Below are 19,843 nucleotides of genomic sequence, written 5' to 3' on the forward strand. Positions count from 1 at the left end.
GCTCTCGATTATCACGAGGCTGAAGAGCCAGACATACACGCCGCCAAGGCAACTGCATGAATCACTCGCACGCTTCCTTCAACGCCTATATGAAGTTTCTGGCAGGGCCGCCAGCAGACGGTAAGCCCGTCGTGCTGGAAACGGCCAATGCGCTGTCGCTGCACTTCGACCTGCTGGCCACACAGAGCTTCATGTCCCGGCGCGATCCGCACAAACTCGTGCTCGGCTATACCCGGACAATGATGGGATTCCTTTTGCTGAAGCCCACTCCCAGCAGAATTTCCATGATCGGTCTGGGTGGAGGGTCGCTGGCCAAGTTCTGTTACCGGCATCTTCCGGACACACGGATAGTGGCCATCGAAATCGACCCCGCGGTCATCGCGCTGCGCGACACATTCCATATCCCCCCGGACGACGAGCGGCTCGAGGTGATCTGTGCGGACGGGGCGGAATACGTCAAGGGCGGCGCCGCACGCCCTGACGTGATTCTGGTGGATGGCTTTCTGGCACACGGCATGCCCGCGCAGTTGGGTAACGCTGCGTTTTACTCGGCATGCCACTCGCGGCTCGCGGACGATGGAGTGCTCGTCGCCAATTTCGTCGAGGACGATCCTCTCATTCCCTATTATCTGGAAGAAGCGCGTTCGGCGTTCGCTGACTCGCTCTCCATTTTTATGGCAGAGGATAGTTGCAACTACACGATGTTTGCATGGAAGGGGGCGCCGAAGCTTCCGTCCCGGGATGCGTTACTCGCACGTGCGCGCACCCTTTCGACGATACATCCGCTGAACCTGCTCGCGACCGCGCGTCGACTGAAGCAAGGCACGAGTCTCGCCATGAATTGGAGATCCGAACGGAGTCCGGAGCCGGGCGAATGCTGACAGCGATTGCGCGACCGCCACCCGCGTGCAACGACGCAGCGACTCTCAAGGATCGGGGTAGGGACTTGAAAACTGCCCTAATTCAAGCAGTTTTGCGGCGCGGACGCGCACCAATGGCGCTCTTTGTCTTGTAGCTAACACCGTGCTGCTCAAGGTAATCGCGGATCAATTGCCGAACCACCTGCGAGGGCGTCAGATCCTGCGCTGCGCACAGTTTCTCGAACGCTTCCTTCTTCACGGGATCGATTAAAATCGTGAGCCGAGCGCTTTTCGTTTCCATGACGGGCAGAGTCCAGATATGTTAATTTGATTATAATACATGGCGGCACGCGAGTCATCTTCGCGCCATCAAGGCGCCGCCCTCGTTGCCGCGTCCTGCCAGCGCCTTCCTTCCGCGAGAGCACACCCGCGCGAACGGTCCGGGCCGCAGAGATGAAACCGTCCGCAGCTAGCGGACAACTTCACTCAAGCTGTCCGTTCATATCGGCTCCAGTTGAATTTTTTGCCGTATTCAATGCGCGTGGCCGTGGCGTGAAGATTCAACGCGTGCCGCGCCTGAAGCGCACGCGCCCGATCGAGCATCGCTGTGAATGACGGAAGTCCGCCCGCTCCTTTCCACGCAAAAACAGTGACGTTGTGCTCACTCCCTTCCGAGGGCGCCAGAGCAACCGCGCCGGCAAAGGCCTCCCAGAGCGAGCGGAGGTAGCGGTGGAAGTCGGGTTCGTCAGTCACCAGATTGGCCACCAGCACGCCATCGTCGCTCAATCTGCGGCGACAGGCGTCATAAAACGCGCTACTGCCCAACCTGGCCGGCAGGCCGTCGGCATTGAAGCCGTCGACCAGCAGCACGTCGGGCCGGTGACCCGGCACGGCGACGTACTGCGCACCATCTGCGCAGACCACTGTGAAACGCCCGTCGTCGCGCGGCACGTGAAACCGGTCACGCAGCGCGACGACATCGGGATTGATTTCGATCGCGGTGATGGCAGTGTCCGGCAAATGGCGATAACAGTATTTCGCCAGCGAACCGCCGCCCAGACCGATCATGGAAATTCTGCTGGGCGTGGGCTTCAGCAAAAGGAATCCCATCATGGTCCGCGTATAGCCCAATGCGAGAGCATAGGGATCGTGCCGCAACATCGTGCTCTGCACGCCACGCGCATCAAAGTACAACGACACAACCTGGTCGTTTTCAACGACCAATGGCCGGTTCGGATTTCTCTTTCCTATCTTGAGCATGATCGGCTGCGAGTCGTGGCGTGATCGGTTGGCGAGTGGAAGCAAAGTGAAATGCCTGCCTACGCCGGATCAGGAGGACGCCTGCGCATGCAGAACCGCGGACAGAGCCTCCAGCGCGGCGATTTCGTCGGGCCCCGTGATCAGGATGCGTACGAGCGTGCCCCGCTTCACCCGAAGGGACATGATGGACATGACGTCCTTGGCGTTAACGGACCGGCCGTTCGCCATGCAGACGATATCGCTGGCGAACCGCGCAGCACTCACCGCGAGCCTCGCCGATTCGTGCCCGTTCAGCCCCCACCGGCCATTTATCTGAATCGATGCCTCGACCAACCCGCTCCCCTTTGCACGTAAATCGTCACAGCCGGCACACTACGCCCAGACACGGCCGCAGCATTCAATGCATGGAGCTTGCGGCCCTCTGTGCAAGGAAAGCGCGTAACTGCGGATCCCATTCGTCATCCCGCACAGTAATGTCGACCGTGCCGAGCCGCTTCATATCCCTATCCAGATGAACCGCGCGAAGCGACTTTGGACGCAGCGGAGTACGAAAGAACTTCCCGTCGTCGTCCAGAAACAGACACGGCCGCTGCCTGTATCGCGCCCCGAAAAGCGAGGTTGTGTCGTGAACATGACGCGCCGATTCCTTCTGATAGACGAAGATGACATTGATCCCGCAATCTTCCAGGCTGTCGCAGATGTCGGAGAACCGGTACAGCATCTGGAATCCCCGCTCGCCCGCCCGGCCCACACCGATGACAATCAGCCCGTGACGGCCCATCAGGTCTCGCAAGAACCGGTGCGTGTAGTCATGGGACAAAAGCGAAATACTGGTGTCAATCACGTCAATCTCCCCTCCAACGCAGCGCCCCGTCTCGCACGATCCCGGCATTCAGGTTCGGAAACATGAAAGGCGCTGGTCAAGAACATTCATTATCATTGTAGCGTACTCTAATGATGATCCTATTATCATAATATGTGTATCACGGTCAGGTAGACCGTTACCACCCCGACGGTGGCTTCGGGCGCGGCGAGCGGGAGCGTCAAAAAGCCGCAGCCCGCTACTGCTCTAGCGGTCGAGCCGGTAGGTCCGTCCGCGCAGATCGTCGATTAGCGGCACGATCGCCAGGGCGATCAATAGTGCCGCGAGCGGAGTCGTCGCCGCGTACCCGACATGCCTGAAGCCCACCGCGCCCGTGAGCCCACCAATAAGGAACAGAGCCAGCATCGTCCCGTGTACTTTCAGCTTCGCACGATTCGCCAGCACGCCGGGCGCGGCGATGTCATCGCGCGAGGAATTCCAGTAGAAGAGCTTGCCGAGCTCGATGCCGATATCGGTCACGATGCCGGTCATGTGGGTGGTACGGATTTCCGCGCCGGACAGCTTGGTGATCATGGCGTTTTGCAAACCCATGATGAAGCAAAGGAGTACGACCGTTGCCGGCACAAACAGCGTTTCCCACAGGGCGAGGTGGCTGCCGAGCAAGCCGAAACACAGGAGCAGACTGGCTTCGATCAGTAGCGGCAACGCGTACTGACTATTCAGCCGCCTGCGCCGCCCCCAGTTGACGAGCACCGCCGAACAGGCGGCGCCCAACAGGAACGAGATCAGCGACCCGGCGCCTGCCAGGACCAATGAAAAGTCGCCCAGCGCAGCCTGGTCGGCAATCGCGGATACCACACCGCTCATATGCGACGTGTATTGCTTCACCGCGAGAAAACCGCCGGCATTCGTCGCGCCGGCCACGAACGCAAGCGAAAAACCGAGCTGCCGGTCGCCCCTGACAGTCCGGTCCTTCCCCGTGAGGGTCCGGAAATAGTCTGCTGGCATCAGGTATCGACTCCTGTGTTTGCATGCGCCGTGTCGCACCGGTGCATGCAGGAGCCGGTGCGGCAAGCTGTTTCTGAAATTCCATGCGTTATGTGAGGCTCGCGTTGTCCATGCCCCGGCAGGACGCGGCGCCGTTTTTCCGCAAATGTCGCCGGAGCAGCATCGGTGGAACCATCTCGATAAAGCTGCTAGGATGATAACGCCATTATCATAAACTGGTAACTCGATGCACCTTCCGGCCTGGCAGGTTCAGCAACTCGCACACCCGGCCTCGGCAGTTTCCGGAGACGATTGATTTGTCGGCCAATCACCATCATTTCAGGCAGGCGTTAGCGGAACTGTTGAAAGGGCCGCCCGGAAGTCCCGTGCCCGTGGTAAACGACGGGATGCGCACACGGTCGCTGCGCATCGGTCCATTCGACATCCAAAGCTCGGTGCGCAAGCGCGCCCCGTTCGAACTCGACCTCCCGTACACGCGGGCCATGAGGGCCTTCGGGCTCTTCCAGCACGCCCCACGAGACATCCTGATCGTGGGTCCGGGCGGAGGCGTCATTGCCGGCGGCCTCCATACCCGCGCGAAGGCGTTGACGACATCGCCGGGTCTCGACCTGTGCCGCCACGTCAAAAGAATGGAACATCATCACCGGAAGGACTCCGTTTCGGGATACCCTTCATCCGGCGAGCCTGCCGTCGAACACGACATCTGACAGCACCGGAGACAACGGCGATGGAACACCTGCTGGTCATCCACTACGTGCTGCTGGTCATCGCAGGCTGGCTGGTCGTCAGCGTGCTGGGACTCGCCAGCCTGCGACGGACGCGCGTGGTAGCGCACGGGCTGTTTCCGATCGGCGCAATGTTTGGCCTGGCTCTGTTCGGGCTGGGTCTGACCGGTGTTTTCGCCGGTCCTCAGGAAATCATCCTGCCGCTCGGACTGCCCGATCTCCCCTTTCATCTCCGGCTGGATGGCCTGTCGGCGTATTTCCTCGCTGTGCTCGGCGTGGTGAGCACGGGCGTGAGCGCGTTCTCCGCCGGTTATTTCCGCAAGGGCGAAGGCACGCCGCCGGGATTACTCTGCTTCGAATATCACGTGTGTCTCGCGAGCATGGCGACGCTGTTACTGGCAGACGACGCGTACAGCTTCATGGTCGCGTGGGAAACGATGACCGTGTCGGCAGTTTTCCTTGTCATGACCAATCACCGCATCGCGGAGATCCGTCGAGCCGCTTACCTCTACTTCCTGATCTCCCATGTCGGCGCGCTCGCGCTCCTGTTGTGTTTCGGCTTGCTGCAAGCCAATACCGGCGACTATACGTTTGCCAACATGCGCCAACAGCATCTCGACGTATTCTGGGCATCCGCGGCATTCCTGCTGGCGCTATTCGGCTTCGGCGCAAAGGCGGGGGTGTTCCCCTTGCATGTGTGGCTGCCCGAGGCCCATCCGGCCGCGCCGTCACCGGTGTCCGCTCTCATGAGCGGCTTTATCCTGAAGGCGGGTCTCTACGGCATTCTGCGCACGGTGTTCGATCTGCTGCATGTCCAGTTGTGGTGGTGGGGAGTCTTCGTGCTGGCGCTCGGACTTTTCACCGCCCTGTTCGGCGTCGTGTTCAGCGCGATCCAGACAGACATGAAACGGCTGCTCGCGTATTCGTCGATCGACAACATCGGCCTGATGTTCGTCAGCATGGGACTCGCGATCCTGTTTCGCGCGTACGGCATGAACACGCTCGCCGCGCTCTCGCTGACGGCGCTGTTCTACCAGATCGCAAGCCACGCGACGTTCAAAAGCCTGCTGTTTCTCGGCACGGGTTCCGTGCTTCATGCCACCGGCGAACGTAATCTCGGCCGTTTGGGCGGATTGATCCGCGTCATGCCGTGGACTGCATGGGCGGCGCTCGTGGGCGCGTTTGCGAGCGCCGGACTGCCGCCGTTGAGCGGCTTCGTCTCCGAATGGCTGTTGCTGCAGAGCTTTCTGTTCACGCCGGGCTTGCCGAACCCGTTCCTGAATATGGTGGTACCGCTGGTCGCGGCGTTGATCGCGCTGGTAGCCGCGCTGGCGGGCTATACGATGGTCAAGTTCTTCGGCATCGTCTTTCTGGGTCAACCGAGGGAGCCGAAGCTGGCGCAAGCGCGCGACGCGAGCCGTTGGGAGCGCGTCGGCTTCGTCTGGCTGGCGGCGATATGCGTGTTGCTCGGGCTGCTGCCGGTGCAGTTCGTGGCCGTGCTGGACCACGTGACCCGAATGCTGGTGGGAACCGGCATCGGCGAGGCCGTCGCGCGCAATGGCTGGCTGCTGCTTGCGCCCACCAGCGTAGACCGGGCCAGCTATATGCCGGCGGTTTTTCTGCTGTTCTTCTGCGCGTGCTGCGGGCTCGCCTGGTTACTGGTCCGCCGTCTCTACCACGGGCGCCTGAGGCGCGCGGCGCCGTGGGCCTGCGGCTATCCGTTCGTCACCGCGCGCATGCAGGACACCGCCGAAGGGTTCGGGCAACCCATCCGCGAAATCTTCACGCCGCTATTCAAAATCGAGCGCCGTCTGCCTTCGCCGTTCGACCAACACCCCGTGTACAGCGTCACCGTGACGGATCGCGCGTGGACCCTGATCTATGCGCCACTGGAACGGCTGATCATGCGCATCGCGGCATTGGCCGGGCGGCTTCAGACCGGCCGCATTGCCATGTATCTGATGCATAGCTTCATTGTGCTGATCGTGCTGCTGATGCTGGTGAGACGATGATCACGCTCTCCGGACTGATCTCGCAGGGGCTCGAAATCCTGCTCGCGCTGGCGGCCGCTCCGCTGCTCACGGGCTGGGTCAACATGTGCCGCGCCCGCTTGCAAAACCGCCGCGCGCCGAGCATCTGGCAGCCGTACCGGATGCTCCACAAGCTGTTCAACAAGGAGTCCGTGGTCGCCAGCCACGCAAGCCCGATATTCCGCGGTGCGCCTTATGTGGTCTGGGCATGCATGACGCTCGCCTGCGCGATCGTGCCGACGCTCTCCACCGACCTGCCGCTCTCGCCTGCCGCGGACGCAATCGCGCTGGTCGGCCTGTTCGCGCTGGCCCGTGTGACGCTTTCGCTGGCCGCGATGGATATCGGCACCGCGTTCGGCACGCTCGGCGCGCGCCGCGAAATGCTGGTGGGGTTCCTCGCGGAACCCGCCTTGCTGATGGTCCTGTTCTCGGCATCGCTGATCACGCAGTCCACCTTGCTGACCAGCATCGTCGCCACGCTCAGTCACCGCGAACTGGCCATCTATCCGAGTCTTGCCTTCGCGGGCATTGCGTTCACGATGGTGTCGCTCGCCGAAAATGCGCGTCTGCCCGTCGATAACCCAACCACCCATCTCGAACTCACGATGATCCACGAGGCGTTGATCCTCGAATATTCGGGCCGCCATCTCGCCCTGATGGAATGGGCCGCGAGTCTCAAGCTGTTCGCGTACTCGTGCATCGGCGTTGCGCTGTTCATTCCGTGGGGGATTGCCGAGGCCGGCAATCCGACGGCGCTGCTGTTCGCGATCCCCGCGCTCTTCGTCAAACTTCTGGTGGGCGGCGCGGCACTCGCGATAGTCGAGACGAGCAACGCGAAGATGCGCATTTTCCGCGTCCCCGAGTTTCTCGCCACGGCCTTCCTGCTGGCCGTCATCGGAATGCTCGTTCATTTTCTGCTGGGGGCATGAATGCACGGATTCGCCACGCAGATCATCAACTTTCTGGCCGCCATCCTGCTGCTACTGTCGTTTGCGATGCTCAGCCAGCGCCGGATCCTGTCGCTGATCCACCTCTACACGCTGCAGGGCCTGACGCTCGTATCCGCCAACCTGGTGCTCGGTTACGTGACCGCCGACTCGCACCTCTACATTTCCGCGCTCTTGACCCTCGTGCTCAAGGTCGGCCTGATTCCCTGGATTCTCTACAAGCTCGTGCAGCGGCTCAATGTCAGGACGGATGTCGAACCGCTCCTCAACATTCCCGCCACACTGCTGGTGGGCATCGTGCTCGTGATCATCGCGTTCAACGTTGCCTCGCCGATCAGTCTGCTTGCGTCATCGGTCGCGCGCGGCACGCTCGGCATTGCGCTCGCCTGCGTGCTGCTGTCGTTCATGATGATGATCACGCGGGCCAAGGCAATTCCCCAGGTAATCGGTTTCCTCTCGATGGAAAACGGCCTGTTTTTCGCCGCTGCTGCGGCGACGAACGGTATGCCGATGATCGTCGAACTCGGCATCGGGCTCGATGTGCTGGTCGGCATTCTGATTCTCGGCGTGTTCATGTTTCAGATTCGCGAGCAGTTCGACAGTCTGGACATTCATCACCTTGAAAAACTCAAAGATGACTGAAGCCTGGGTACTGCTGCTGGTTTTCGCCATCCCGCTCTTCGCGGGCGCAAGTCTGGCGCTCGTGGGACAACACCACGTGGCGGCGGAACTCAATGTCGGGTTCAGTTTCCTGACCTTTGCTGCCGCCGCGCTGCTCGCCGTGCAAACCGTGGCGCACGGACCTGCATTCGCGCTCGGCAAGCTCTTCTTCGTCGATCCGCTCAACGTATTTCTGGTCGCGCTGACCGCCTTTGTCGGCTGGACCACGTCGATCTTTTCAAAGCCGTACATGCGCATCGAGCGGGACCGCGGCAGGATGACCGGCCCGCGCATGCGCCTCTACCACAGCATGTACCAGCTGTTCATCTTTGCGATGCTGCTCGCGCTGCTCACCAACAACATGGGCATTCTGTGGGTCGCGATGGAAGCCGCCACGCTCGCCACCGTGCTGCTCGTCAGCGTATATCGCACCGCGGCCAGCCTGGAAGCCGCGTGGAAGTACTTCATTCTGTGCGGCGTGGGCATCGCACAGGCGCTGTTCGGCACGATCCTGCTCTATCTTGCGGCGAGCCGGCAGCTCGGCGGCGACGAAGCGCTGCTCTGGACCAGCCTGAACGCGGTCAAAGGAAGTCTCGACCCGACCATCATTTCACTCGCATTCGTGTTCCTGCTGATCGGCTATGGCACCAAGGTCGGCCTGGTGCCCATGCACAACTGGCTGCCCGATGCGCACGCCGAAGGCCCCACGCCGATTTCGGCGGTGCTGTCCGGCCTGCTGCTCAACGTCGCGCTCTATGCGGTGCTGCGTTGCAAGGTGCTGGCCGACGGCGCGCTCCACAACGGCCTGCCGGGCAACCTGCTGATCGGCTTCGGGCTCGTCTCGGTGCTGGTCGCGACCTTTTCGCTGTTCCGGCAAAAAGACGTCAAGCGGCTCTTTTCGTATTCGTCGATCGAGCATATGGGCCTGATGACATTCGCCTTCGGGCTCGGCGGCCCCATTGCGACCTTCGCAGGCCTGCTGCACATGACAGTGCATTCGCTGGTGAAGTCGGCGATCTTCTTCACCGTCGGGCATGCGGCCCAGAAGGCCGGCACCCAGGCAATCGACGACATTCGCGGCTTGTTGCGCGTCAGCCCGACCGTTGGATGGGGGATGATGCTCGGGACGCTCGCGATCCTCGGCATGCCGCCATTCGGCGTCTTCGCAAGCGAGTTCCTGATCCTGACCACCGCGATGCGCAAACTCCCGTGGGCCACACCCTTTCTGCTACTCGCCCTTGCCGTGGCGTTCGCGGCGATTTTCGCGCGCGTGCAGGGCATGGTGTTCGGCGATACGAGCGTCAAGCCTCTCGAACATTCGCCGGCGCTGCTGCCGGTGTTCGTCCATCTCGGCATCGGCCTGATGCTGGGGCTCTATATTCCTCCGTATCTTGCGACGTGGTATCGGCAAGCGGCGGCCATGATCGCGGGGTAACGCATGCGCATCGAGGCATTCGGGCTTCCCAACCAGATACGCCTGTCGGCATTCGCCGGCAGGTCGTCCGCATTTCTGGCGCGAGTCGATCCCGACACTTGGATGAGAACGGCCAGGACCGCGCGTGAAAACGGCGGACGGCTGATCTCTCTGTGGGGCAACGAAGAGGCAACCGGCACGTTTGCGATCTCCGCCGCTTACGCGCTGGAAGACGGCATTCTCTGGCTTGAGTCGCCGGTGGCCGGGGAAGGATATCCGGATCTGTCGGCGGTATTTCCCTGCGCGGCGCGCATGCAACGCGCTGTCTTCGATCTGCTCGGGCTCCGCGCGATTGGCGCCGCGGATAGTCGGCCGTGGCTGAATCACGGCAACTGGCCGCGCGACTACCATCCGCTGCAAAAACTGTCCTCGGGCACCGAACGGTTCCACTCTGGAGAGGAGGACTATCCCTTTGTTCGCGTGGATGGCGACGGTGTCCACGAAATCGCCGTGGGGCCGATCCACGCCGGCGTGATCGAGCCCGGGCACTTCCGCTTCTCGGTGGTCGGCGAAAAGGTACTGCGGCTTGAAGAACGACTCGGCTATGCCCATCGTGGCATCGAAAAACTGTTCGAACGGACGCCTTTGCTTATGGGTCATCGGCTGGCGGGACGAATCGCAGGAGACACGACTGTCGCTTTCTCGTGGGCTTATTGCATGGCCGTGGAACGCGCGCTGGATGGACGGATTCCGCCGCGCGCACAGTGGTTGCGTGCGCTGATGCTCGAGCGTGAGCGCATTGCCAACCATCTCGGCGACCTCGGCGCGCTCGGAAACGACGCCGGGTTCGCATACGGCCTCGCGCAGTTCTCCCGGCTGAAGGAAGACTGGTTGCGCGTGAACGACGAGGCTTTCGGGCATCGCTATCTGATGGACCGGATCGTCCCCGGCGGGGTGTCGACGGACATCGACGTGCGTTTCATCACGGCGATGCAGACTCAGTGTGAGCGGATCGACACGGAGGTTCGCGTGATGCAGCGCATCTATGAGGATCAGTCAGGACTGCAGGATCGCTTCGCGGGCTCGGGGATTCTCTCCGCGGATGTGGCGGAGCACTTCAGCGTGTGCGGACTCGTGGGGCGGGCAAGCGGCCGGAAAAGCGACGTACGTGTCGATCATCCCTACGCGCCCTATCACGAGGTGCCGGTGCAGATGGTCAGCGACGGGCGCGGTGACGTGGCAGCCCGCGTCGCGGTCCGCTTCGGTGAAATCTATGAGTCGATCCAGCTGATCCTGACCTTGCTTGCCGGTCTGCCTGAAGGGGACGTCATCGCGGCGCTCGAACAGCGCGAGTCGCCGGCGCGCGGCGTAGGCTGGATCGAAGGCTGGCGCGGCGACGTATTCGTCGCCCTCCAGACCGGCGCCGACGGCACCCTTTCCCGCTGCCACTGCCATGACCCGTCATGGCAGAACTGGCCCGCGCTGGAACACGCGATCATCGGCAATATCGTTCCCGATTTTCCGCTGATCAACAAGTCGTTCAATCTGAACTACGCGGGACACGACCTGTAATGTGGCAACTTCTCAAACAGATCGCGCGAACCGGCACGCCCGACGAACGGGTGCCGCAAGCCGACGACGCGTGGCATACCGAGAGCCGGCAGATCCAGCAGGACATCCTCGATGTGCTCGGGCGGGCCCTGTGCATCCGCGAGATCGACGCAGGCTCCTGCAACGGCTGCGAGCTGGAAATCAACGCGCTCAGCAATCCCTATTACAACATCGAGGGATTAGGCATCCGGATCGTCGCGAGCCCCCGGCATGCGGACATGCTGCTCGTTACCGGCCCGTTGACGCTGAACATGAGGGAAGCCGTGTGGCAGGCCTACGAGGCGACGCCTCATCCCAAACTGGTGGTCGCCGCCGGCGAGTGTGCGTGTACGGGCGGTATGTTCAGGGATAGCTATGCCGTCTGCGGGCCGCTCTCGACACTCCTTCCGGTCGACGTGACGATCCCGGGATGTCCGCCGCCGCCCATTGATATTCTCAGAGGTATTCTCACTGCGCTTCGGGTTAAACATACGACAGCGCCACAGGGTTGAGCGACGCGAAATCCGGGCGGCCCGCAAAGTACTGCTGCCGGTGATCGGAAATCCGGCCAAAAACGAATCCGGTTCGACCAATCCTTCCGTCTGCCCGGCACGGCTACGTGCGACCGCGTCGACCGGGGTCTTAAACCTTGATCTCCGCCCTCAGGAATTCGACCAACGCCAACTGAAGCGCATTGAGCACGCCACCAGATGTCACCAGAGCAAGCTCCGTGGGCGGCAACTGTGGCAAGCCCGCGCACAGGCGATGCTCAGGAAGCACCGCCGACGTGGGCAACACCGAAATCCCTAGCCCCGACGAAACCGCCGCCTGAATGCCAGTGAGACTTTGGCTTCCAAACGCGATGCGCCAGCGCCGCTGCGCCTTGTCGAGGCTGCGAATCGCGCGTTGCCGGTACACGCAGCCGTGAGGAAACAGCGCTAGCGGAATAGGTTCATCCGCCGACTCTTCCGGCAATTCGACATTCCCACCCCGCACCCAAACCAGCGATTCCGGCCAGGATGCGAGGCACTCGCCACTGCCCGGTTCGCGCTTGACCAACGCGATCTCGATCTCGCCCGTCGCCAGCTTGCGTTGCAGATCGACACTCATTCCTGCAACCGTCTCCAGCCGCACGCCGGGTTTTGCCTTGACGAAACCTGACAGCATTGCCGACATGCGCCGCGCGTCGAAATCTTCCGGCACGCCGATACGAACCGGCGTCAGTTCCACGTCGCTGACCAGTGCGTCCTGTGCTTCCTGTGCCAACGCCAGCAGCCGGCGCGCGTATTGGGCGAGCAACTCGCCATGCTCGGTCGCCGTGACCTGATTGCCGGTGCGATCGCGCAGCAGCAGAGTCCGGCCGACCAGTTCTTCCAGTTTGCGCACCTGCTGGCTCACCGTGGATTGTGTTCGGTGCACACGCTCGCCCGCGCGCGTGAAACTACCCTCGTCGACGACGCAAATCAGGGTGTTCAACAGTTCGAGATCAAGCATGATCGGCTCGCTTCGTTATTCGAAATGCAACTGACTTTTATAGTTTAATTTAATTTTCAAATAACGTCCAATGTGCCTAAGCTGCACACAGATGCACACCCGAACCCGTCTTTTTTGCGAGCAAATCATGTCACTTCACAACACAAGTCGCCCACTGTGGCTCACTTTCGACTGCTACGGCACGCTGATTCAATGGGATGAAGGCCTGCGGGCGGCCGTCGACGAGATTCTCCGGACGAAACACGGCAATGACGTCGATCCGGCAAAACTCATCGAGGTCTATGACCGGCACGAACATGCGCTGGAGCAGACACCTCCGCATCGCTCGTTTCACAAGGTGGCCGGCGACGGTTTGCGTCTTGCGCTCGAAGAACTCGGTTTGCACAGCGATCAGGACGACATCCGCGTGCTGACTGATGGCATCTCCGCGATGCCGCCGTTTCCCGAGGTGGTCTCCACGTTGCGGCGGCTGAAGGAAGAAGGCTATCGCCTCTGTATCGTGTCGAATACCGACGACGACATCATCTCAGGCAACGTCGCGCAGCTTGGCGGCTATATCGACCGCGTGATAACCGCGCAGCAGGCAGGCGCGTACAAACCGGCGCGAAGACTATTCGACTATGCTCATGAGCAACTCGGCGTAACGAAGGACGACGTCGTGCATATTTGCGCGAGTCCGCATCTGGATCACGCCGCCGCGCGCGATATCGGTTTTCGCTGCGTCTGGATCGATCGCGGAACGGGCCGCACCTTGCTGCCCGATTACACGCCCGACGCAACGCTCGCGACACTCGACCGGGTGCCGCCGCTGTTCACTTCTCTTGGCTGGTAAATTTCAGAGGCAAAGATCATGGCGCATACACTTTTATCCGTCGGCTCCCCGGTGCCGTCACGCGACGTGCGACTCGACTCAGACGCCGTCATGGAGGCTCGTATCGAACTGGCCGCGTGTTTTCAACTCGCGGCACAGCATGGCCTGGAGGAAGGGATTTGCAATCACTTCTCGGCCGTAGTCCCTGGCCGCGACGATCTGTTCTTTGTGAATCCGTATGGCTACGCGTTCGGCGAAATCACCGCGTCGCGGCTTCTGGTTTGCGATGTCGACGGACATGTAGTCGACGGTGAAGGGAAACCGGAAGCGACCGCGTTTTATATCCATGCGCGATTGCACCGGTTGATGCCGCGCGTGAAAGCGGCGTTTCACACGCACATGCCGAACGCGACAGCGCTTTGCCTGCTGGAAGGGCCACCGCTGCTGTGGCTTGGGCAGACGGCGTTGAAGTTTTACGGCCGCACGGCCGTCGATGAGCATTACAACGGTTTGGCACTGGACGAGTCGGAAGGAGACCGCATCGCCGCGGCAATGGGCGATGCGGACATCCTCTTCCTGAAGAATCACGGCGTGATGGTGGCGGGCGCAAGCATCGCGGAAGCGTGGGACGACCTGTACTACCTGGAACGCGCTGCAGAGGTTCAACTCAAGGCGATGAGTTCCAATCGGGCACTCAAGCCCGTGCCTCACGATGTCGCACAGCGCGCGTACGAGCAAATGCGTCTTGGCGACAAGGAAAGCGCTCGCGCGCACCTCGACAGCAGCATTCGGGAACTACATAGACGCGGAATTACGTTCGATAAGTGAGTCTGCAGCCGTGCAAATAGAAGGAGGTTGATCCGCCGCTCCGTAGTAAAACAATTTTGTCCTGGTCGCCTCAAGTGCAGAGCGCTATGAAAACCCGTACACGGTTCGTCACGGCGAGACTGGCCGTGCTCGTGCTTATCGCGTTGCTCTTCTGTCATTCGATCGTGTCCGCCCCCGGCTCGGCGCGCGCAAGCGCGGTAGTGGATGACACAGCCTGACGGTCATCCACTGTTTTATGCCCGAGCAATCTGAAGATCGTGCCTTCGAGCTGGGTCAGCTCGGCAGGCTTGCGGCAGACGGCGTCGAAACCAGCTTCCTTCATTTCCCTGAGGTAATCGGTAGTATCGAATGCGGTGTATGCCAGAAGAGGAATTTTACCGGTCGCCTCGATTCTCCGGAGCGCCGCCGCCACGCCGATGCCGGATAGACCCGGCATGGCGACATCCAGAACAATGCAGTCCGGTATCCACGCCCGCGCTTCTTTCAGGGCATCCGAGCCGTGATAGACGGTTCGCACGCTCATTCCGCCGGCTTGCAGATATGCACTAAGAGCGTCTGCCGACGGGCGCGAATCGTCGACGACGAGCACCCGAATAGGCGCCCCGTTCTGCAGGCGGCCGCTCTGGCTTGCGCTGGGATCATCCCCGCGTTCCCGGTCTTCAAAATTGGAGTTCATACGTTTTCTCGCACAGTTCGCACGATGGCTTGGAACTGCTACCAGATAAGGACGCAACGCCCGCCTGCGGCCACCAGTCCCCGGCTAATGCAGGTCGCTCCGAACGCCTTCCGAAGAAAGCACCTTGCCCGAACTGTCCACGATCGCCACCCGTTCCGCAGAGGCGTCCGCGGATTGCGCCATGACGAACTGGCTCGACTTGCCGAGCATGTCCTGAGCGTCGAGTCCGATAGAGGCGAAGTCGAACATCTTCGCGAACGTCTGAAGCGAACTTCCGAAATGCTCCTGCACCGCCGAAGCGAGGTCGTTTCGCGTCTGAGCGGCAATGTCTTCCATGTGCCGCCAGTATGCAAAGGTCTTCGTTACCGCGGCCGGTAACTGTTGCGATTGAAGATCGAGCACTTCGCTCACCGATTGGGCAGAAAGTGCCGCATCGGCCAGCGCCTGCTGCTCCAATAGCGAGGTTTTGATGGTCTGGACATTTAGTTTTGCAACTTTCTCGATGCCTGCGAATATCTCGTTCGTGCAGGCAAAAGCTGCGTCGATAGTCATTTCATTTTGACGCGGGGAGAACTGGTTCGTGGTATCGGGGTACATAGAGGCTCCGTTGTGTGAGGCGCGCACAGCGCCACAATGCGGCGTTTCGAAGGCAACCTGCTCGTGCTTCTCGCGCTACGCTGAAGACCGAACAGGTTGCGCCGTCGCCGGCATTGAACTGACAACCGTCATTGCTGCAGGGCTTTATTTCGTTACCGCGACATCTTGCCCGGCGCCGAGGTCGGCACCGGTGACGGGGTCGATTCCGGTTGCAGAAGCCGTGCGCGCCGCCATTGCGCTCAACACTTCAACTTCCTCTTCAGACACCTGAACGCTGGCGAGACCATCGCCACCGTCGACCGCCGGCTCAGGGTTCTCGACGAAGTCCCAGCCCGGCCCTTCATTCCACGGACCGCGCGGCGCATCGTCGCCATCGGACATGTTGTAGTAGACGTTCGTGAATTCCGGCACGCCCGGCAATTTGCCTTGCGGGAAGTTCGGCTGGATCGAATGCAATGCCTTCTCGAACGACTTCTGGTGCGCGATTTCGCGGGTCATCAGAAACCCGAGCGCTTCCTTGATGCCCGGATCATCGGTCACGTTGATCAGTCGTTCGTAGACGATTTTTGCTCGCGCTTCCGCGGCGATATTGGATCGCAGATCCGCAGTCGGCTCGCCGATCGTGTCGATGTACGCAGCTGTCCACGGCACGCCTGCGGAGTTGGTCAACGCCGGGCCGCCACCGTAGAGCAGCGCGGTGGTATGCGAGTCGTTGCCGCCTCCGGTGAGTGAGCGGTAAAGCTCCGCTTCCTGCTCGACGCCTTCTGCAAGCCGGCCCTTTGCGCCTTTGTTGAGCATCGCGACGATCGAACCGACGATCTCCAGGTGACTGAGTTCTTCCGTCGCGATATCGAACAGCATGTCGCGCCGACCCGGGTCGTCCTCGCTTACCGCCTGTGTGAAATATCGACACGCTGCGGCCAGTTCGCCCTGCGGGCCGCCGAACTGTTCAAGAAGCAGATTCGCAAGGCCGGGGTTGGGTGCGGCTACGCGGACGGTGTACTGAAGCCGTTTATTGTGCACAAACATCGCATTTCTCCAAAACATGATGGTGGAACCGCCGGCGCTCTTCACCTTAAGTGGCAAAGGAGCGTCTTCCGGCGGACGCTTGATTGGAAACGATCGTGCGGGCGATGACGAACGCATGTGCGGAATGTCGCCAACCCTGGTCTCAGAGCGATTGCCCTGGCGTAATACGCGCGCAGGAACGCAATGAGAGACACCTGCGCTTCGGACTCCGCATGCGTCGTGCCTGAGGGTGAACTGTGTGAACGGATCTTTGGCGATCCCTGATGCGATGGCGGGGGGCGGTAGTACTGCGAGGGCGGCTCGCATGCCCGGCGCTAGTGCGCGCGATCCGGTTGGCAATGGAGGCCTTCGGCGCGGCATGTCCCTTGCGCGTACCGAGGCGCCCCCTGGTTGCTCGCTGCGCGCACGTCTGCGCCAGCGCCCTCAATCAGGAATCTCAGGCTCCACCAGCTTTGCCAGTTGAACCAGCGACTCCTGCCAGCCGAGGCAGCACATCTCGACAGGGATGACCTTGGGCACACCCTCCTGCACGATGGTGAGCCCGGTTCCGCAGGACACCTGCCGCAGTGAAATGGTGGTGGTCATCACGCAGGGCAGGTTTGGATCGTCGAACCGGTCCGTATAGCGGATCGTCTGGAACGGCACCAGTGCGAGGTACTCGCCGCCGAACGAGTGACCGTTGCCAGTGCCGAAGTTGCGGAACGACATCCTGAAGGTGCCGCCCACCCGCGCATCCATCTGATGCACCTGACAGGTAAATCCGTAAGGAGGAAGCCACTTTGCCAGCGCATCGGGTTCGACGAATGCCCGGTACACGCGTTCGGGAACGGCGCGCAAGACACGATGAAGATTGACGGTTCCGGTAGTCATGGTGTGTTCGCCTTTCACTAAAGGAGTTGGACATACTCCTACGACGAACCACCCACAGCAATATCGACATCATGACGCGCCGGGAAAACCCGTAGATGGCAACGGGCTTCACCGCTATCACCGCTCCTGGCCTGTGGCCGTTACCACGTCGGCGGCATGATCCGCGTGATACGACGAGCGCACCAAAGGTCCCGCAACCACCTCGCGAAAGCCCATTTGCAAACCCTCGTCGCGCCAGGAAGCGAACTGCCCCGGCTCGACATATCGGCGCACCGGCATATGAAAGCGCGACGGCGCAAGGTATTGGCCGATAGTCAGGATATCGACTTGATGCGCGCGTAAATCGCGCATGGTGTCGAGCAGTTCCTGGTCCGATTCGCCGAGTCCGACCATCAGCCCCGACTTCGTCAACACATTGCCGTTCTCCTGCTTGACGCGCGCCAGCAAGTCGAGCGAGCCGCGATAGTCCGCGCCGGCACGCGCGGCCCGATAGAGTGAAGGCACCGTCTCGATGTTGTGATTGAACACATCGGGCCATGCCTGCGAGAGTTCGCACACTGCCCGCTCTACACGTCCGCGAAAATCTGGCGCCAGCACTTCGACCCGGATGCCCGGCACGCGTTCGCGCAGTAGCGCGACACAACGGGCAAAATGCGCGGCGCCGCCGTCGCGCAAATCGTCACGATCCACCGACGTCACGACGACATAACGCAGACCGAGCGCCGCCACCGCTGCGGCGAGCCTGCGCGGCTCGCCGTCGTCCAGCGGCTCCGGCCGCCCGTGCGCGACGTCGCAGAAGGCACAGCGCCGCGTGCAGATGCCGCCCATGATCATGAACGTGGCGGTGCGCTGTGCAAAACATTCGCCGATGTTCGGGCACATCGCCTCCTCGCAAACCGAATGCAGCCGATGCTCGCGCAGGACCGCCGCCATGCCGGCGACCGTCTCGCTCATCATCGGCCTCGCGCGCAGCCAGGGCGGTTTCGGCAAGGCCTCGCCGCCGGCGAGCGGCACGATCTTCACCGGAATCCGCGCGAGTTTGTCGCCACTGCGCTTGCCGTGCTGGCCAAGTGCCGTGACGCTATCGCCATGCAGGGCGGCTTCCATGTCAACACCCCAGGAAGTCGTTGAGCAGGCGGTTCACCTCCGAGGCCGCCTCCATCTGCACCATATGCCCTTTCCCTTCGAGCACATGAACGCGGATATCGCCCTGGAGTCCCCGCGCGTGAGAAGCGGGAATGATCTGATCCTGGGCTCCCCAGATCACCAACGCGCGCGGAACCAACTCCGCAAGCCGGTCGCGATAGCCCACGCGCTGCACGTCACCATCGAAAGCAGACGCGGCAATCTTGCGTAACGTGTCCTGCACGCCTTCGAGCCGCTTGTATTTGACGATGTCCTCCACGAGTTGGCGCGTCACCAGCGTAGGGTCGGCAAACAGCTTTGCCAGTTGCGGCTTGAGCGCGTTGCGATTGCTGCCCTCCGTGAACCCGCTGATGTACTCGCCATTGATTTCATTGCCGAGCCCCGCGCCCGCGATCAGCGAAAGCGAAGCAACGCGCTCGGGCGCCTTCTCGGCCACTGTCATGGCGACCAGTGCGCCCATCGAATGACCGATCAGATGCGCGTTGCCGATGCCGCGGTCGTCCATGAACGCGATCACGCTGTCGGCCAATTCTTCCACGCCGCCGGTCTCGACGGCTTTGCCCGATTCGCCGTGGCCAGGCAAATCCAGCGCCCACACCGTGCGATGAGCGGCGAGATCGGCATGATTGAAGAGCCAGTTGTTGAGGTCGCCGCCAAAGCCGTGAATCAGCACCGCGGGCGTGCCGCCGTCGCCCAGTTTCAGGTAGCGTACGGTCCGCCCGCCGATCTGGGCTTTCTCCGGCTGCAGTCCGGTTTCGCCAGCGTCGGTAGTGGCCGGAACAAAGTCACGCTGAAACGCTCCGACCGCTGCATCGATCTCCGCGTCGGCGGTTTCCGGGTCGGCCACCACAGCGAGCAATGCGCCGATCGGCAGCGTGTCACCCTCCTGCGCGATCTGCCGGCGCAAGATGCCGTCGAATGCGCACTCCACGCCGGACGAGATCTTATCCGTCTCCACGTCGACTATTTCCTCGCCTTTGGCAACCTTGTCGCCGATCGCCTTGAGCCAGCCGTTGACCTGCCCCTGCTCCATCGAAAGGCCCCACTTGGGCATCGTGATCATATGAATCGGCAT

At 61.6% G+C, this 19,843-nt stretch carries 22 protein-coding genes; 10 read left to right on the top strand and 12 right to left on the bottom strand.

Going from position 1 to position 19,843, the window contains the following annotated elements:
- Positions 1 to 56 precede the first annotated feature (56 nt).
- Complete coding sequence (locus PDMSB3_RS34575; protein ID WP_007178407.1) at positions 57 to 881, top strand: fused MFS/spermidine synthase; 825 nt, start codon at positions 57 to 59, stop codon at positions 879 to 881.
- 82 nt (positions 882 to 963) lie between these two features.
- On the opposite strand, the gene PDMSB3_RS34580 is transcribed toward PDMSB3_RS34575, so the two are convergent.
- The 5 genes from PDMSB3_RS34580 to PDMSB3_RS34600 all read right to left on the bottom strand — a co-directional run bounded on the left by PDMSB3_RS34580 (position 964) and on the right by PDMSB3_RS34600 (position 3,951).
- The gene (locus tag PDMSB3_RS34580; RefSeq protein ID WP_007178408.1) at positions 964 to 1,161 is read right to left on the bottom strand and encodes a ribbon-helix-helix protein, CopG family; all 198 of its coding nucleotides are present in this window, start codon (positions 1,159 to 1,161) and stop codon (positions 964 to 966) included.
- 185 nt (positions 1,162 to 1,346) lie between these two features.
- The gene (locus PDMSB3_RS34585) at positions 1,347 to 2,120 is read right to left on the bottom strand and encodes a spermine/spermidine synthase domain-containing protein (RefSeq protein ID WP_035517435.1); all 774 of its coding nucleotides are present in this window, start codon (positions 2,118 to 2,120) and stop codon (positions 1,347 to 1,349) included.
- Between the two features lie 69 nt (positions 2,121 to 2,189).
- A complete protein-coding gene (locus PDMSB3_RS34590; RefSeq protein ID WP_007178410.1) occupies positions 2,190 to 2,453 on the bottom strand; it encodes an HPr family phosphocarrier protein in 264 nt (87 codons plus the stop codon).
- 64 nt (positions 2,454 to 2,517) lie between these two features.
- Entirely contained in the window at positions 2,518 to 2,964 is a 447-nt protein-coding gene (locus PDMSB3_RS34595) for a hypothetical protein (protein ID WP_007178411.1), read from the bottom strand.
- 225 nt (positions 2,965 to 3,189) lie between these two features.
- Entirely contained in the window at positions 3,190 to 3,951 is a 762-nt protein-coding gene (locus tag PDMSB3_RS34600; protein ID WP_007178412.1) for a YoaK family protein, read from the bottom strand.
- Between the two features lie 296 nt (positions 3,952 to 4,247).
- Between PDMSB3_RS34600 and PDMSB3_RS34605 the strand changes: the two genes are divergently transcribed.
- Genes PDMSB3_RS34605 through PDMSB3_RS34635 form a run of 7 tightly spaced genes read left to right on the top strand, consistent with a single transcriptional unit; the run spans position 4,248 to position 11,829 of the window.
- Entirely contained in the window at positions 4,248 to 4,658 is a 411-nt protein-coding gene (locus tag PDMSB3_RS34605) for a class I SAM-dependent methyltransferase (RefSeq protein WP_007178413.1), read from the top strand.
- A 20-nt stretch (positions 4,659 to 4,678) separates the two neighbouring features.
- A complete protein-coding gene (gene hyfB, locus PDMSB3_RS34610) occupies positions 4,679 to 6,688 on the top strand; it encodes a hydrogenase 4 subunit B (protein ID WP_007178414.1) in 2,010 nt (669 codons plus the stop codon).
- Positions 6,685 to 7,635, top strand: a complete 951-nt coding sequence (locus PDMSB3_RS34615; RefSeq protein WP_165189432.1) for a respiratory chain complex I subunit 1 family protein — start codon at positions 6,685 to 6,687, stop codon at positions 7,633 to 7,635. Before hyfB ends, PDMSB3_RS34615 begins: the two co-directional genes overlap by 4 nt.
- Positions 7,636 to 8,295 carry a formate hydrogenlyase gene (locus PDMSB3_RS34620; protein WP_007178416.1) on the top strand — a complete coding sequence of 220 codons (660 nt, stop codon included), beginning with the start codon at positions 7,636 to 7,638 and terminating at the stop codon, positions 8,293 to 8,295.
- A complete protein-coding gene (locus PDMSB3_RS34625) occupies positions 8,288 to 9,748 on the top strand; it encodes a hydrogenase 4 subunit F (protein ID WP_007178417.1) in 1,461 nt (486 codons plus the stop codon). The genes PDMSB3_RS34620 and PDMSB3_RS34625 overlap by 8 nt, the downstream gene beginning before the upstream one ends.
- Before the next feature lie 3 nt (positions 9,749 to 9,751).
- Positions 9,752 to 11,299: a hydrogenase large subunit gene (locus PDMSB3_RS34630; protein ID WP_007178418.1), complete on the top strand. Its 1,548-nt coding sequence runs from the start codon at positions 9,752 to 9,754 to the stop codon at positions 11,297 to 11,299.
- Positions 11,299 to 11,829: an NADH-quinone oxidoreductase subunit B family protein gene (locus tag PDMSB3_RS34635; protein WP_007178419.1), complete on the top strand. Its 531-nt coding sequence runs from the start codon at positions 11,299 to 11,301 to the stop codon at positions 11,827 to 11,829. Before PDMSB3_RS34630 ends, PDMSB3_RS34635 begins: the two co-directional genes overlap by 1 nt.
- Positions 11,830 to 11,959: 130 nt before the next feature.
- On the opposite strand, the gene PDMSB3_RS34640 is transcribed toward PDMSB3_RS34635, so the two are convergent.
- A complete protein-coding gene (locus PDMSB3_RS34640; protein WP_007178420.1) occupies positions 11,960 to 12,811 on the bottom strand; it encodes a LysR substrate-binding domain-containing protein in 852 nt (283 codons plus the stop codon).
- A gap of 127 nt (positions 12,812 to 12,938) precedes the next feature.
- Here PDMSB3_RS34640 and PDMSB3_RS34645 point away from each other — a divergent pair, with 127 nt between their 5' ends.
- A complete protein-coding gene (locus tag PDMSB3_RS34645) occupies positions 12,939 to 13,643 on the top strand; it encodes a haloacid dehalogenase type II (protein WP_165189435.1) in 705 nt (234 codons plus the stop codon).
- A gap of 18 nt (positions 13,644 to 13,661) precedes the next feature.
- Positions 13,662 to 14,450, top strand: coding sequence for an aldolase (locus PDMSB3_RS34650; protein ID WP_165189438.1), 789 nt, complete (start codon positions 13,662 to 13,664; stop codon positions 14,448 to 14,450).
- 154 nt (positions 14,451 to 14,604) lie between these two features.
- Here PDMSB3_RS34650 and PDMSB3_RS34655 read toward each other — a convergent pair whose 3' ends face one another.
- The 6 genes from PDMSB3_RS34655 to PDMSB3_RS34680 form a co-directional block, all read right to left on the bottom strand.
- Positions 14,605 to 15,126 (bottom strand): response regulator, encoded by a 522-nt coding sequence (locus PDMSB3_RS34655; RefSeq protein WP_007178423.1) that lies wholly within the window; start codon positions 15,124 to 15,126, stop codon positions 14,605 to 14,607.
- Positions 15,127 to 15,210: 84 nt separating this feature from the next.
- Entirely contained in the window at positions 15,211 to 15,750 is a 540-nt protein-coding gene (locus PDMSB3_RS34660; RefSeq protein WP_232064403.1) for a phasin family protein, read from the bottom strand.
- Between the two features lie 117 nt (positions 15,751 to 15,867).
- A complete protein-coding gene (locus tag PDMSB3_RS34665) occupies positions 15,868 to 16,752 on the bottom strand; it encodes a manganese catalase family protein (RefSeq protein WP_007178425.1) in 885 nt (294 codons plus the stop codon).
- Between the two features lie 423 nt (positions 16,753 to 17,175).
- The gene (locus PDMSB3_RS34670) at positions 17,176 to 17,622 is read right to left on the bottom strand and encodes an SRPBCC family protein (protein ID WP_007178426.1); all 447 of its coding nucleotides are present in this window, start codon (positions 17,620 to 17,622) and stop codon (positions 17,176 to 17,178) included.
- 117 nt (positions 17,623 to 17,739) lie between these two features.
- Positions 17,740 to 18,729 (bottom strand): lipoyl synthase, encoded by a 990-nt coding sequence (gene lipA, locus PDMSB3_RS34675; RefSeq protein ID WP_007178427.1) that lies wholly within the window; start codon positions 18,727 to 18,729, stop codon positions 17,740 to 17,742.
- Between the two features lies 1 nt (position 18,730).
- Complete coding sequence (locus PDMSB3_RS34680) at positions 18,731 to 19,843, bottom strand: acetoin dehydrogenase dihydrolipoyllysine-residue acetyltransferase subunit (protein WP_007178428.1); 1,113 nt, start codon at positions 19,841 to 19,843, stop codon at positions 18,731 to 18,733.

Source organism: Paraburkholderia dioscoreae (assembly GCF_902459535.1).
Lineage (GTDB): Bacteria > Pseudomonadota > Gammaproteobacteria > Burkholderiales > Burkholderiaceae > Paraburkholderia > Paraburkholderia dioscoreae.

Coding starts and splice junctions, on each gene's coding strand:
- PDMSB3_RS34575 (WP_007178407.1), top strand. CDS start 57: ATGAATCACTCGCACGCTTCCTTCAACGCCTATATGAAGTTTCTGGCA.
- PDMSB3_RS34580 (WP_007178408.1), bottom strand. CDS start 1,161: ATGGAAACGAAAAGCGCTCGGCTCACGATTTTAATCGATCCCGTGAAG.
- PDMSB3_RS34585 (WP_035517435.1), bottom strand. CDS start 2,120: ATGCTCAAGATAGGAAAGAGAAATCCGAACCGGCCATTGGTCGTTGAA.
- PDMSB3_RS34600 (WP_007178412.1), bottom strand. CDS start 3,951: ATGCCAGCAGACTATTTCCGGACCCTCACGGGGAAGGACCGGACTGTC.
- hyfB (WP_007178414.1), top strand. CDS start 4,679: ATGGAACACCTGCTGGTCATCCACTACGTGCTGCTGGTCATCGCAGGC.
- PDMSB3_RS34615 (WP_165189432.1), top strand. CDS start 6,685: ATGATCACGCTCTCCGGACTGATCTCGCAGGGGCTCGAAATCCTGCTC.
- PDMSB3_RS34620 (WP_007178416.1), top strand. CDS start 7,636: ATGCACGGATTCGCCACGCAGATCATCAACTTTCTGGCCGCCATCCTG.
- PDMSB3_RS34625 (WP_007178417.1), top strand. CDS start 8,288: ATGACTGAAGCCTGGGTACTGCTGCTGGTTTTCGCCATCCCGCTCTTC.
- PDMSB3_RS34630 (WP_007178418.1), top strand. CDS start 9,752: ATGCGCATCGAGGCATTCGGGCTTCCCAACCAGATACGCCTGTCGGCA.
- PDMSB3_RS34635 (WP_007178419.1), top strand. CDS start 11,299: ATGTGGCAACTTCTCAAACAGATCGCGCGAACCGGCACGCCCGACGAA.
- PDMSB3_RS34640 (WP_007178420.1), bottom strand. CDS start 12,811: ATGCTTGATCTCGAACTGTTGAACACCCTGATTTGCGTCGTCGACGAG.
- PDMSB3_RS34645 (WP_165189435.1), top strand. CDS start 12,939: ATGTCACTTCACAACACAAGTCGCCCACTGTGGCTCACTTTCGACTGC.
- PDMSB3_RS34650 (WP_165189438.1), top strand. CDS start 13,662: ATGGCGCATACACTTTTATCCGTCGGCTCCCCGGTGCCGTCACGCGAC.
- PDMSB3_RS34655 (WP_007178423.1), bottom strand. CDS start 15,126: ATGAACTCCAATTTTGAAGACCGGGAACGCGGGGATGATCCCAGCGCA.
- PDMSB3_RS34665 (WP_007178425.1), bottom strand. CDS start 16,752: ATGTTTGTGCACAATAAACGGCTTCAGTACACCGTCCGCGTAGCCGCA.
- PDMSB3_RS34670 (WP_007178426.1), bottom strand. CDS start 17,622: ATGACTACCGGAACCGTCAATCTTCATCGTGTCTTGCGCGCCGTTCCC.
- lipA (WP_007178427.1), bottom strand. CDS start 18,729: ATGGAAGCCGCCCTGCATGGCGATAGCGTCACGGCACTTGGCCAGCAC.
- PDMSB3_RS34680 (WP_007178428.1), bottom strand. CDS start 19,843: ATGCCGATTCATATGATCACGATGCCCAAGTGGGGCCTTTCGATGGAG.